Annotated in this window: 12 protein-coding genes; 3 read left to right on the top strand and 9 right to left on the bottom strand. The window is 64.5% G+C overall.

All coding sequences use genetic code 11. The annotated features are described in order from the left end of the window. Positions 1 to 603: 603 nt before the first annotated feature. The 3 genes from WEB06_01215 to WEB06_01205 form a co-directional block, all read right to left on the bottom strand. Complete coding sequence (locus WEB06_01215) at positions 604 to 924, bottom strand: hypothetical protein (GenBank protein MEX2554232.1); 321 nt, start codon at positions 922 to 924, stop codon at positions 604 to 606. A gap of 320 nt (positions 925 to 1,244) precedes the next feature. Next, positions 1,245 to 2,000: a hypothetical protein gene (locus WEB06_01210; protein ID MEX2554231.1), complete on the bottom strand. Its 756-nt coding sequence runs from the start codon at positions 1,998 to 2,000 to the stop codon at positions 1,245 to 1,247. 439 nt (positions 2,001 to 2,439) lie between these two features. Then, positions 2,440 to 3,450 carry an AraC family transcriptional regulator gene (locus WEB06_01205; GenBank protein MEX2554230.1) on the bottom strand — a complete coding sequence of 337 codons (1,011 nt, stop codon included), beginning with the start codon at positions 3,448 to 3,450 and terminating at the stop codon, positions 2,440 to 2,442. Between the two features lie 132 nt (positions 3,451 to 3,582). Here WEB06_01205 and WEB06_01200 point away from each other — a divergent pair, with 132 nt between their 5' ends. Continuing rightward, on the top strand, positions 3,583 to 4,401 hold the full coding sequence (locus tag WEB06_01200; GenBank protein MEX2554229.1) for a methyltransferase domain-containing protein: 819 nt from the start codon (positions 3,583 to 3,585) through the stop codon (positions 4,399 to 4,401). Positions 4,402 to 4,472: 71 nt separating this feature from the next. Then, positions 4,473 to 4,865: a nuclear transport factor 2 family protein gene (locus WEB06_01195; protein MEX2554228.1), complete on the top strand. Its 393-nt coding sequence runs from the start codon at positions 4,473 to 4,475 to the stop codon at positions 4,863 to 4,865. Positions 4,866 to 5,158: 293 nt separating this feature from the next. On the opposite strand, the gene WEB06_01190 is transcribed toward WEB06_01195, so the two are convergent. From WEB06_01190 to WEB06_01170, 5 genes are all read right to left on the bottom strand, one after another. After that, entirely contained in the window at positions 5,159 to 5,689 is a 531-nt protein-coding gene (locus tag WEB06_01190; GenBank protein ID MEX2554227.1) for a type II toxin-antitoxin system VapC family toxin, read from the bottom strand. After that, on the bottom strand, positions 5,596 to 5,856 hold the full coding sequence (locus WEB06_01185) for a type II toxin-antitoxin system prevent-host-death family antitoxin (GenBank protein MEX2554226.1): 261 nt from the start codon (positions 5,854 to 5,856) through the stop codon (positions 5,596 to 5,598). Before WEB06_01185 ends, WEB06_01190 begins: the two co-directional genes overlap by 94 nt. Positions 5,857 to 6,025: 169 nt before the next feature. Next, a complete protein-coding gene (locus WEB06_01180; protein ID MEX2554225.1) occupies positions 6,026 to 8,524 on the bottom strand; it encodes a S8 family serine peptidase in 2,499 nt (832 codons plus the stop codon). A 222-nt stretch (positions 8,525 to 8,746) separates the two neighbouring features. Further along, entirely contained in the window at positions 8,747 to 9,817 is a 1,071-nt protein-coding gene (locus WEB06_01175) for a hypothetical protein (protein MEX2554224.1), read from the bottom strand. Positions 9,818 to 9,870: 53 nt separating this feature from the next. Further along, positions 9,871 to 11,019, bottom strand: coding sequence for a hypothetical protein (locus WEB06_01170; GenBank protein ID MEX2554223.1), 1,149 nt, complete (start codon positions 11,017 to 11,019; stop codon positions 9,871 to 9,873). Between the two features lie 77 nt (positions 11,020 to 11,096). Between WEB06_01170 and WEB06_01165 the strand changes: the two genes are divergently transcribed. Further along, positions 11,097 to 11,681 carry a TetR/AcrR family transcriptional regulator gene (locus tag WEB06_01165; GenBank protein MEX2554222.1) on the top strand — a complete coding sequence of 195 codons (585 nt, stop codon included), beginning with the start codon at positions 11,097 to 11,099 and terminating at the stop codon, positions 11,679 to 11,681. 81 nt (positions 11,682 to 11,762) lie between these two features. Here the strand turns inward: WEB06_01165 and WEB06_01160 are convergent. Next, positions 11,763 to 12,724, bottom strand: a 962-nt coding sequence (locus WEB06_01160) for a serine hydrolase (GenBank protein MEX2554221.1), incomplete at its 5' end; no start/stop codon positions are given.

Here is a 12,724-nt window from a genome sequence, read left to right as displayed (position 1 = left end):
CATCATCGCGGCGGGCTGTCCACTATCCGCTGTCTTCACACACCCCCTTCCCGACAGCGCCGAGGCAACAAATGGTTCCTCGGGTCACCAGAGGCGGCAAGTCCTACCCGCCAAGGTCCGCATTAGGAAGGGATCGGCGGCAGCGTGTCACTAACGCACTCTCAAGATCGCCTCCCGTAGGCGCTCAATGGATGCCGGCCTACGACATGGGCCATAGGTGACAACTGTGCCGTCCGCGAAGAATATCTCGATGTTGACCCCAACGGAACAGGTCTGCGGAATCACAGCCGGCAACGGGTCAGGGATGGCGTCAAATACAAGAGCCAGTTGCTTCTCGCCGGCCCGCGCGTCACGTGAGAACACCGGAGCGGTGATTCCCTCTGGAATTGGCACAATAGCAACTCGCACCACGTCTATTCGGTTCCGTACATCTAGTCCGCCTGTTTGACGAGTAATCAACCAAACAACTATGCCAAGACCAACTAAGAGGGGCACAGCAAGCGCGAGACGCGTTCCCCTGCTGATCGAAGACATCGACACGGTCAAGGGCCTATGGGGCAAGGGCCAGCACAACCTTCCTGTTGACGTGTGACCCCGAGGAACCTAGCTCCAAGCTCCGTTCGCAATCTCCAAGACCTGATCACGTGTAAGACTTGGCGCCACCACGTCATACCGCACATTGCCTTCGACCCACATCACGCTATACCTGCTTCCGTCGGCCTGATGCAGCAACAGAGCAGGCACGCCGCTCTTCAACGCCGTCGCTTCAGATGTCGGCCCGCACGGAAGCTTATCTCCCCCAACAGCCGCTCCCGTGCCAACGTTGCCGGCTGCAGTGTCCTGGGCGAACTTCGCGAAGTCCGGTGGCCCCTGCCAGAGAGACTCCTGGAACAGCAACTTCCCGAAATTAGCGGTGTCGAACACCAGTGTCAGCCCTCGCGGGCTCCCCGAGGATTCCGATGCAGGGGGAGTAACAAGCATCTTCTGCGGGGTACCAAGCCCGTTCGGCATCCGTGGAGGAAAATCTAGCTGCGGGGCCGCGAGTGCCATTACGGCGACCTGATCCCCGGCAATCGGATTATTCCAATCTTGGATTCCAATTCCGCCCATGCGGGCACAGGCGCCGCTAGAAAACCCACTTGAGACACCCGACGCAGATTCAGAGGAGGATCGCTGAGCCTGCTGGGGCCCGCACGCTACGACGCCAAGCAGCAGCAGACCACTTGAAGCCGCGAACCAGTATCTCACTCTGGACATGGATATCCCACCTGAATCTCGTAGTCGTCGTCGTGGATCCGATGGCGACCCCAACCGGGGATGCAGTTCGGAGGCGTCGAATACCAAGCATTGCCTCCCCATGAAAGCCAACCGGCGTCGGCGGGCTGAGTCGCGTAGTACAGAATGTTGAAGTGGTCGTACGCGTTCGTGTCATCGCCGCCGAAGATCCCAGTCTCGCCCGTCGCAAGCCCCTTCTTCATTACTGTGTTGGTGAAGGAGCCAACAAGACAGTAGGTGCCGTTGTTATCGTCGTCGTAGTAAAGAGCCCAATTGAAAGTCTCGCCCCCGGGCCCCAAGCTATTGAAGGTCTTGAACCGCGCGGAGTGCGGCGTCAAGAACGTATTGGTTGCGCAATTCCAGCCGAACTCGCCGTAACCTATCGCGACGCTATTAACTTGGTACTCGATGAACCCGCGGTAGACGTCCCCGCTGCCATCGTTCTCCTTGAACCAGCCTATCTCGATTGCGTCGAGTTGGTTGTTGCCGATGCCACGCATATGAACGGTGGCATGATGATCCCTGAAACCCGGGCACACGCCGAGGGCACTATTTCGAATCGGGACGCGGCCCTTGACTCCGCGGCTCTCAAAGAGATTCGATCCCGTTCGTCGAACGAACGTATTTCGCTCTCCTGAGTAGCAAACCAGGGCCTGGGCATCGGTGACGGGCAGGATCAATCCTAGGAGAACTACAATCAGAAGCGGCCCCCGAATCCGCATCATGTTGCCTCCCTCGTGAGGAGTTTGAATCCGCCTGCCACGCTTCGCTGTCAATAGGGGCCACGTCAACCGAGAACCGACCTCCTTCGCTGTGCTCAACGGGCTTCGTTCGGTTAGACGAGGGTTGGCGGAATGGGTTCCACGGTCTTCCTTCTGGGCGTGCCCGTGAACTCAACTACGGAGCTTTCGTCCTATCAAGAGCCGAGACGGCCGTCTGGAGGGCGTCCGAAGGGTTCAAAAGCTGTCCACTTAGGACGACTGAAGTTTTCGCTGGTCAGAGGGCCGATTTTCACGATCGCTCGTGTGCACCCGTTTGCATTTTGAAATCGAAAATCGCAAGGTATTTCGCCGATCGAGCGTCCAGTCCGCTGGACAGCGTCACCTGACAAATCGGCGCCAGAGGAGGCTGAAATCCGCCGAACCGCAATCCGATGCGTTCGGGTCAGGAATCGGTATCGCGCGCGCCCTTTGCATGCGCGGGCAATCGCTCCGCACGCCAGAAACTGGGAGATTGCCCGCGTGCACGCTTGAACGCGCGGCTGAACGCCTCTTCGGACTCGTATCCGACGCGCCTCGCGATCGCCCCGGCAGTCGCTTCTGTACTCGCGAGCAGATCTTGGGCGACTCGCATGCGCCACTCGTTGACGTAGCGCATCGGCGGCAAACCGAGGACGTCGCGGAAGCGTTCGTCGAGCAAGGATCGAGACACTGCTGCCTCCGCGCCCAGATCAGCGACGGTCCATTTTCGCTCGGGGGCGGCATGGATGGCCTTCATCGCCGGCGCGAGCACCGGATCGCGCAGACCTGCAAGCCAGCCGGCGTGAGAAGCCGGGGCGTTCGCAAGATGCAGCCGCAAGACCTCGACGAGCAGCAGCTCGGGCAACTTCGTGGACCGAATAGGGCTGTGACTCGATGTTCCCTCCAGCGCATACGTGATGCTGGCGTCGAACCAGTTCCTGGCCGGACCGGGCGATGGTCGAACCACGAACGCGGGAGGAAAGACACGTAAGTCGCGGTCGAACAACGGATCCTCCGAATACAGGCAGCCGCACACGATGTCCGTTTGGGCGCCGCCTTCCCCGTAGCGAACGACCGGCATCTCGGTCCAAGGAGGCATCGGGACCACGCTCACGATGGAGACGGGCTCAACCGGCTCGACGCCGCCCATCACGAACTGATCGCCGTACGGGACGACGATCACCTCCCCGGCGCCGGCCCAAATGCGCTCGCCCTCCGGCGTAAGGGAAACCCAACAAATTCCCGATGCGACGACGTGGAACAGCACGAGGCGCTCCGCACCCGGATGCATCATCGCAGCGAACATCGGGCCACCCTGGTCGGCTAACGCCCAGCGCTCCGTGTACTCGGCACGCATGAAGATCGAGCCATCGAGACGGACACGTTCCAACGCTTCGTCGAGCGGTTCGAGCGGCTGCTGGTGGTCATCGCTCATGGCTGGGCCAACTGTGGTGTTTCGATCAGGATTCCCGGTTTCGCCGTCATGGCCAGGTGCCCTTCTCCCCTCGATACTCGAGCCCATTATCAGTGGCGGCGAAAACAAGGTCCAGCAGAGGAGGGGAGCACAGTGAGCCAGTCGGAAGCAGTTTCATTCAGCCGGTACGGCGGCAGTGCGCCCGAGAATTACGAGCGGTACTTCGTCCCGGCGATCGGATCGCCCTTCGCGACGTCGTGCCTCAACGCAGCCGGGCTTCGTCGAGACGAGCGTGTGCTTGACATCGCATGCGGCACCGGCGTCGTGACGCGGCTCGCAGCTGAGCGAGTCGGCTCTGGCGGTACCGTTACCGGGCTCGATGTCAATCCCGGCATGCTGGCGGTCGCCCGCTCGGTTCCTTCGCCGGGCGCGTCGATCGAGTGGCACGAGGCGAACGCCGAATCGTTGCCTCTCCCAGACGGGTCGTTCGATGTGGTGGTCAGCTCCCTGGGGCTGCAATTCGTCCCCGACAGATCAGCGGCACTCCGGGAGATGTGGCGCGTCCTCGTTGCAAACGGGCGGCTGGCCATTGCAACGGTTGGGCCGACACCCGCGCTCTTCGCCACCCTCGAGCAGGCGCTCGCGCGCCATGTGAATCCGGAAACGGGCGCGTTCATGAAGGTCGTCTTCTCTCTGCACCAACCCAACGATCTCGAGAGGTTGACGAGCGGCGCCGGATTCCGCGACGTCGAGGTTCGCTCCGAGAAACTGACGTTGAAGTTTCCCAGCGCGGCGGAGTTCCTCTGGCAATACGTCCACAGCACTCCGTTAGCCGCCGCCGTCGCAGGGATAGACGACGCCCGTCGCGCCGCGTTGGAACACGACTTCGTGTCCGGATCGCGATCATTCGTGAACGACGACGGGACTGTTAGCGACGACGTCAACGTCGTTCTGACCACTGCAAGGAAGTGAGCGACGCTTCGATCAGGCGAAAGCGAAGGGTGAGCGATCGCCTCGCCCCCGCGTCCCGGAGGAGGGGAACCATGGCAGAGCACCAGAACGTCAAGACGATCAGCCGCATGACCCAGGCAGGACTCGATGGGGACATCGCTACGCTCGAACTGCTCTTCACCGAGGACATGGTGATGCACGTCCGCGGCACCTTCGCCGGCGTCGGTGATCACCGAGGCGCGAGCGGATTCGCGAACTGGGTGCGTGCCCAGCTCGAGATCACCAAGGGCGACTTGAAGCTGGACCAGCTATTCGCGATCGCTGAGGGTGACTGGGCCGCAGAGTGGGAGCGCGCGGTCTTCGGTCGCGACGGAAAGACGCTCGAGCAATACGACGCTTTCATCTACCGTTTCGAGGATGGCCGCATCGCGGAGATGTGGATGATCGGCGCTGGTGGTCCCGAAGCAGCAGCGTTCTTCGCCTGAGACCGCAATCGCTCGCTCCCGATCTTCACCGTGTGCCAGACTGTCGGCATGACGGGCGCCGATCGGGGCGAGCCGCGTTCGAGCGAGAGGCATGGGCCGACGCATACGCCCACCTGGCCGAAGCCGACCGACCGGGCCACTCCATCCAGCAGGAGAGGAGAAGTGACTCGCACTCTCGTACGTGGTTCCCCAACTAAAACCACAGCCGCGACGCCGCGGACCTTTTCCGGGCGCGGGCGTCGAGAGAAACGGCATCCTCGGCGAGTGGCTGTGCTTCTCGACGTCGAAAGACGCTACGCCGGCCTCCCGACGGGACCCATGATGAAGCCGGTTTTGCTCGCCTCATCCCACAAGCGCGCATCCCAACACGCAAACGTGACGTTGTGCGACTCATCGGCGGCGACGGCTACGGCGGCAGCCAGGTGGATCGCGTCTGAAGCACGCACGGGATGTGTATCGGCCAGGGCAGCGGCCTCGCGCGCAAGCGCGTCGTCGAGCTCGACAATGGCCAACTGGGTCCAGCGCTGATCGAAGGCCCGGGAGGCCGAACGGACTTCGGAACGGGTTAGACGACGCTCCCGCGCCGCGCGAGCAAACGCAGCACGCGTCTCCACATAGGCGAGGCGAGCTGTTACGACGACCGTCGCGCCGGCAATAATCTCGAGTAGCTCGTCACGACCCGGTTCATCGATGAAGGCTTTGACGAGTGCGCTGGAGTCGGCGTAGACGTTCAGCGGCGATCCTCGCCGACATAGTCCGACACGGGGTGCCCCGGCTTGGGGCGCGGCGCGTTCGAAGGTGGCCGGAACCTGCGGCCCGACCATGTCACCCTGGCATCGGACATCAACTGTTCGAGGTGCTCGGAAACCCCGACCGGCACGATCCGAGCAACCGGCCGGCCGTGTTGGGTCACGACAACCGACTCGCCCTTCTGCACCCGTTTGAGATACCGGCTGAGGCCGTTCTTAAGCTCGCGGATCCCCACCTCCATGATGTGGCTACTATAGCAGAAAATGTGGCCACGCTGGTCCGGAGATGGCCCGGTCTAGCTTCGAAGCTGGCCAACACGCGCCGTCGGCACCAGCCAGCGTCATACCCACCAAAGCCAGACGAGTGGGTCGGTGCACCAGGTAGGCGTAAGGCTGTAGTAGACGAGGGCGTCAGCCCTCGGAGAATGTGACGACGACGGCGTGCGTCCGCCGGCCGATCAGCCCCGCGGAATCGGCGACCTCCAGCGTCACGCTCCACGTCGTCGTCCCCGGCGTCGCCGGATCGAAGTCCAGCCCGAGCTTCGCCGTGAACTCCTTGCAACTCTTCTCGATCGCGAAGCCGCCCCCGCCGCCACCGCTGCCCGGGAACGCGCTGCCCCTGCAGAGCACCTTCACCGTCCCCTGGTCGCTGACGGCCACCCATCGGAACCGCGTTCCGGAGATGGATCCATCCTCCTGATCCAAGCCGCTCCCTTGGAACGTGATCGTGGCGTCCTCGTCGAACGTCTGGCCGTCGCCCGGACGCGCGATCACGGCGTTGGGGACGTGCTCTCCCGGCGGGACGGCGAGCACCTCCAGCGCGCGTGTGGCCGACCCCGCGGGTCCGCCGTTGTTCCCGGTCACGACGATCGTGTATTGACCGGGCGCGATGTGGTTCGCGGGGATCGCGGCGATGTGACCCTGCACGCTGAACAGCACCCCGCCGCCGCCTTTCGGGGTCACGCGCCACGATACCTCGGCGTCGCTCAGCGGCTGGTTCGTATCTGGGTCGCCGGACGAGCCGATCAGCGCGATCGCCTGCGTGGAATACGGCTTGAGGCCGACGGCCGGGGCGACGATCGTCATGACCGGCGGTTGATCCACCACGTTGATCGTGACCGTCGCCGAGCCCGACACCCCGCGGATGTCGGATGCGGACGCGGTGACGGTATGGGTGCCGGCCGGCAGCGGCGCGATGCTCGCCGCACCTTTCTTGTTCTTGATCCTGGGATCGCGTTCGCCGTCGATGTGCCACGACACCGGCAGGCTGCGTTTGGCGAAGTCCGTCGCGCTCGCTTGCAGGTCGATCCATTCGGCGACCCCGAACGCGGAGTTGGGGCCCGGCGCAGTGATCGCGACCTTCGGCGGGCCGATCGTCACGCCGAGGGCGGAGGCAACGGCGGTGAGGGCGTCGATCCGTCGCTGCTTCGCGTCGGGATACGCGAACTCGGGCAGGACGCCGCCCGGGTGTGCCGTCGCCGTGACCACGTCACGGATCGTCACCGGGTCGAGCGAGGGGTTGGCCGCCTTGACGAGCGCGGCGACGCCGGCGACGAACGGAGCCGAATAGCTCGTTCCACACCCGGTAGACGCGTCCTTTCCTTGCGGGAACTGCGGCTGCTTCATCACGTACATGCAGTAGGGGGCGTAGATCTCAACCGTGCGATCCCCGGAGTCGCTGCCGTAGTTCGAGTCGTCGTGTCGGAGCGTGCTCACGCGTTCCGTCCCCCCAACGCAGAGGACGTGCTTGCTCTCGCAGGGGATCCACAAGGTGTTCTCTCCGCACTCTCCGAATCCGCATGTCTCCTGATCGACGTTGCGTCCGTCGTTGCCGGCGGCGGCCACGAGGACGGCACCGGCATTGATCATCGCCTTGAAATGCCGGTCGGCGGCCGCCTCCGACGCCGCCTTGAACAGCGATATCCGGTAGGTGAAGCTCATGTTGACGACGTCGGGACGCTCCTCCCGCACCACCTCCTTCATTCGGCGCAGGTTCGTCCAGCGCTCCAGGTAGTTCTCGTAGGCGACGAGCTCTGCGACCGGGCCGGCCGGGCCGGCGATCCCGTAGCCGTTGTCGTGGCGCGCCATCGCGACGAGCGTCACCTGGGTGCCGTGCCACGGACAGGGGTTGCCGCCCGTGCACGACATCGGGTTGGAGTCGCCCCAGTCCGCCTTGCGGAGCTTCCTCGTGAGCGGGAAGTCGGCGTTCGGATTGAATCCCCCGTCGGCGATCATCACTCGCACCTTGTTGCCGAGCTTGCCGTACCCCTCGAGGAGCTGCCACGCGGCGCCGACGCCGACATCGTGCACGCCGCCGGAGGAGAAGTGGAACCAGTCGAACGCATTGCCGGGGAGGTTGGCGGCTTCGTTGCTCGTCCCGTTGGAGATCGCCTCCGCGTCACTCAACTCGTTGAGAGACACCTCGATGCCGTGCTCGACCGACTCGCTCGCCGCGACCGCGATCAACCCCAACGTCTCTGCGTCGCTCGCGCGGAGCACACCACTGAGTTCGGGGTCGACCTTTGTCAGGTTTCGTACGGCGCGGGCGAGATCGGCGGCCGGCGGCTGAACGCGTACCAGGTGATCCACCGGATCGCCGGGCGCGGCGTCGTCCACCCGATCGACGACCCGGCCGTTCCATCTCCGCAACAAGCCGGCGAGCTGGGCGGGGTCGCGGACGCCCACGATCAGCTCGCCGCGCACGAGGTCGCCGGCGATCCCATCGGCGGTCGCGATACGGCCGACGGGACGGGCCGGATCGGCGTCGTCCAGCCCTTCAACCATCCGAGTGACCGGCGAAAGCGCCGGGTCTACCCGGAGCGACACCGGTTTGGCGCGCCGCGCCGGTTCGCGCCGGATCAGGACAACGCTGACGCCGGCGGCCGCGACGAGGGCGACGATGGTCGACACCAAGACGATACGGCGCCCCCGAGATCCGCGGCCGCCACCGCGCTCCTCCATCGTTCCCACCGATCGGCTGCCGGACGACGGGTCCATCTTGGACCTGGGAGCGCAGAAATTGAAGAGCTGTCCAGGCGATCGGGCGGTTCGGGGGAACCGGGATGGTTTGGTGGGACGTCCGGGACGTGGAGGCCGGGGGTCCAAATCCCCCCTTCCCGACTGCACCGCCGATCACGTCTTGAATTCGCCTACGTAGAGTCCCCCCATACCCGCATGCGGTCCGCTCGACGGCGCGTCGAGCACGAAGGCGACACGACGGCCGTCCGGCGCCGGCACGGATTGGTTGGCCTGGCCCCCGATGTCGCTCACGTGTGTCAGCCTGCGAACGTGGTTGGAACCGTCGAGCGCGATCACGAAGAGATCGAAGGGCCCTCCGACACCGGGGACTCCGGCGATAAAGCCGCTGATGCCGCGTAGGAGCCCGTCCGGATCCGAGGCGCGGTTCGACTCCTCGAGACCGAAGCGTTCGTTCGGAAGCAGATGCGTCTCGTTGTGCGACGGATGCTGGTAGAGGTGCCGCACCGCCCCCGTGCTCACGTCGATCTCGAACATCTCGCCATCGAGGGTCGGCTCGAACCCCCAGAACGTCAGCGCCTCGTCGTCGCGGGCGAAATCGTACGGCTCGCCGTAGCCGCCGAGCGGCGCCGGCGCCGGCTTCGGACGGATCGTTCGCCGGCTGGTGACGGCGGCGCGCGATCCGTCGTGCACCAGCTCGCCGGTCATCATCTGACCGAGGGTGAAGACCAATGACCACGCGATCCGGAAGCCTCCGCCGGGCGTGGTCCTCGGTGAGATCGCCACCTCCCCGGACGCGTCCACGTTCAAGGGCTGAGGCGGCGTCGCAGCCGACGGGGGCATCCAGTAGAGCTCCGTCGTCAGAAGGCCGGTGCGGCTGCCGCCGCCTTCCTCCGAGCTGCTGTTCCCCAGGTCCCGGCCGGCTTCGATCAGGAAGCTCGAATCTGGAAGGTGGTATATGCGTGTAACGAGCCCCTTCGGGCCCCAGCGGCAGGTCAGACATCGCACCTCACCGCTAGCTAGGTCGAGCTGGTATGCGGGACCATCCTTCGTGTCGAACTCGGTGAAGGCTAGACGTCTCCCGTCGGGTGACCAGTTGGGTCGGTCGCCCCAGTCGAGTACCCGTCGCATCTCGAACGGCGCGTGCAGGAAATCGATCTCATCGAACGCGGCTGCGGCTTCGGGGTGGAGCGGAGCAGCGAGTGCGGACGCGAACGGCTTCGTCATTACGATGAACACTCCGACGAGTCTCCAGACGCGGCTCGCTCTCGCCTCCGGCCTCACGCCGTGAAGTCCATGAGCAGGATGCCGTCGCCCTCGCCCTCCTCGCCCTCGATCTTGAGTCCGAAGGCCATGTGCGTGCCGTCGGGCGATACGACCGGGTTGTTGGCGCCGTAACCCTTGTAGTAGTCGAACGTGGTGAGTCGCTCGAGAGCCCCTGAGCCATCCAGGGAAAGCCGCCAGATGTCGAGCTGTCCGGGAAACAGCGTGATCGTGAGGTCCCGCTCGACCAGCACGTAGCCACCCGCGGGATCGATGCCCTCGGCCTCCTCGTAGAACAGGGAGGTTGGCGCGTAGTCGGTGACCGCACCGGTGTCTAGGTTGACGCCCATCGGTTGGCCGCCATTGTGGAAGTACGCGGTGAAGATGAGCTCGTCATCGGGATCGGCGTCGCCGTCGTCGAGCGACCTGAAGTCCTGCGCTTCGACGGCGGGGGTGTCGAGCGAGACGTCGTGCTTGTCGAGGACAACGGACCGATCGGCCATCGTGGGTGTACCGTCGCTACCGTAGACGATTCGCCCTGTCAGGATCTTCGACTCCCCCATGAGGGCCTCGACGAACACGTCGGGCACCTTCGTGAAGTCGATGGTCGACTGATTCCACGCGATGCGAGTGGAATCCGGGTGCTTGGACAAGGCGATCCCCTCCCAGCAGGTCTCACCCAGGGGTACCGGGGCCCGAGTGCCGAGGGGCTGCTGGAGGATCCACAGCCGGCCCCGGAACCGGTCGCCCTCGGGGTCCTCGGCGCTGCGCTGGGTCAGTGCGCACATGACGACGTCGCCGTTGCTCAGGTGGTGGGCGCGAAGAACGCCGGCGGGGACGTATTGCTCGGTCAAGTTGGTGGTGGCTCCTGTGGCCAGGGTGTATTCCCACAAGTCTCCGATCGGCGCGTCGAGGACCAACAGGCGCTCACCGTCGGGGGACCAGTCCGCTCGCTGCGGTGCGCCGCCATTGGGTAGCTGGATGTCGAGCAGGCGGATGTTGTCGGGGAGATTATCGACCGGCGAGCCGTCTCGGGTTCCCTTATTGGGATCGAGGCTCACCACGGGAATCTCGAATGCGACGCTCGGTTGAGGCACCGCCAGCACGAGTGCAAGGGCGAGGGCAGCCGTGAGAGCATCGGCGAGAGATATCCGGACCCAGGCCATGCGCGCATTTTAGGTTATGCAAGAAGGTTCTTGCAACGCTCAAGCGAAGGGAGGCCGTACAGTTCGGCTCGATGTCGGTGCCGACTCGGGTTCGGATCCTCGATGCCGCGTGGGAGCTGTTCCTCCGCCAGGGGTTCGTCGGCACGACGGTCACCCAGATCGAGGCTGCGGCCGAGTTATCGCCGGGCAGCGGGAGCTTCTATCGCCATTTCCGCTCCAAGCAGGACGTCCTAAGAGCGGTCGTCGACCGGGAGGTCGAGCGAATCGATGCCGAACGCGACCTCGGACCGGAACTCCACGAAACGGGAGGCGACGTTCGCGCTGCCTTCGCGCGGGATCTCCGGCAGCGCCTCGACAACCTCCGACGGATCCAGCCTCTGATGATTCTTCTCGGGCGCGAACGCGAGCACCTCGGCGCCTCGCGCGAGAACCTCGGCAAGCTCCTCGTCGCCCGCAACCTCCAGCTTCGGTCCAGGCGCCTGGCGAGCTGGATGGAAGCCGGCGCCATCCCCTCACGCGATGCCGACGCGCTCGCTGCGGTCGTGCTGTACGCGCTCACCGGCTATCATCTTTCGCAGACGTTCTTCGGCCGCTCACCCGGCGGGCTGACCGCGGAAGCATTCGTGGCGACGCTCGTGGATCTGGTCGTAGGCGAGTCTTGAATGGGAGGCGAGCCGTACTAGAGATTCCGGCGGGTTCAAAAGCTGTCCCGTTAGGACGACAGATCTCGAAGCGTTCGCGCGTTACCCGCCGGCGAGTGCGGCGGCCACCGCGAGGTAGACCGCTTCCCACTCCTTCGGAGCGATGCTGTCCACCGGATCGTTACCGAAGCGCACGCCGGTCATGTTCAGCGCGGGAGCGACGCTCACTCGCTGGTGTCCGTAACCCGACGCGGTGTAGCCGTCGGACCACTCCGGCCACATGTAGCCGCGCGGACCTCCGGTCTCCTCAGAGTAATCGTGAGAGGCCTCGACCCAAGCCTCTGGCACGACCTGCTCGCCGTCGAGGTTCCGGCCGCCGTTGCGGAACAGCTCCCCGAAGCGAACCATGTCCTTCGTCGTGGCGAACAGGCCCATGGAAGCGAAGGCGTGGCCTTCCCGATCGACCATGATCAGCGCGTCGTCCTCCATCCCCGCCGGTTGCCACAGCTTCTCGGACAGGATCGTGGAGTACGACTCGGCGTAGACGTTCTCGAGCAACCACGTCAGCATCTGGGCGTCGGCGCTGTTGTACCGGTAGTACGCGCCCGCCTCGGAGACCCGGGTCAGCTGCAACAGGTAATCGTTGCGGGTCATCCCGTACAAGCCGTTGGTGTGGAAGTCGAGTCCCATCAGGATCAGCTCTTCGGGCTGGTGCACAGGGACATCGACCCAGTAGATGCCCGACTCCATCTGGAGCAGATCCTCGACGGTGGTGCCCTCCCACGCCGTGCCGGCGGTCTCCGGGATGTACTTCCCGATCGGGTCGAAGATGGAGTCGATACGCCCTTCGCCGACGGCGATCCCCACCAGTGACGTGGTCACGGACTTGGTAACCGACCACATCTGGTGACGGGTGTCCTCCGTGAAGCCGTTCTGATATGCGTCGTACACGAACTCGCCGTCGTGCATGAACCCGATGGCGTTGGTCGCGCCGTCGGCCATGTACTGATCCACCGTCCTTGTCTGTCCGTTGACCTCGTAGGTGACATCGCTGAGGTCCACGC

This window comes from Actinomycetota bacterium (assembly GCA_040905475.1).
Taxonomy (GTDB): Bacteria; Actinomycetota; AC-67; order AC-67; family AC-67; genus DATFGK01.
Note: the sequence above shows the minus strand (reverse complement) of the source record. Positions and strands in the feature narration are given on the sequence as shown.

Excerpts from the sequence above, each read along its gene's own strand:
- WEB06_01175 (MEX2554224.1), bottom strand. The coding sequence starts at position 9,817 with ATGACGAAGCCGTTCGCGTCCGCACTCGCTGCTCCGCTCCACCCCGAA.
- WEB06_01190 (MEX2554227.1), bottom strand. The coding sequence starts at position 5,689 with ATGGTCGGGCCGCAGGTTCCGGCCACCTTCGAACGCGCCGCGCCCCAA.
- WEB06_01210 (MEX2554231.1), bottom strand. The coding sequence starts at position 2,000 with ATGATGCGGATTCGGGGGCCGCTTCTGATTGTAGTTCTCCTAGGATTG.
- WEB06_01205 (MEX2554230.1), bottom strand. The coding sequence starts at position 3,450 with ATGAGCGATGACCACCAGCAGCCGCTCGAACCGCTCGACGAAGCGTTG.
- WEB06_01195 (MEX2554228.1), top strand. The coding sequence starts at position 4,473 with ATGGCAGAGCACCAGAACGTCAAGACGATCAGCCGCATGACCCAGGCA.
- WEB06_01170 (MEX2554223.1), bottom strand. The coding sequence starts at position 11,019 with ATGGCCTGGGTCCGGATATCTCTCGCCGATGCTCTCACGGCTGCCCTC.
- WEB06_01185 (MEX2554226.1), bottom strand. The coding sequence starts at position 5,856 with ATGGAGGTGGGGATCCGCGAGCTTAAGAACGGCCTCAGCCGGTATCTC.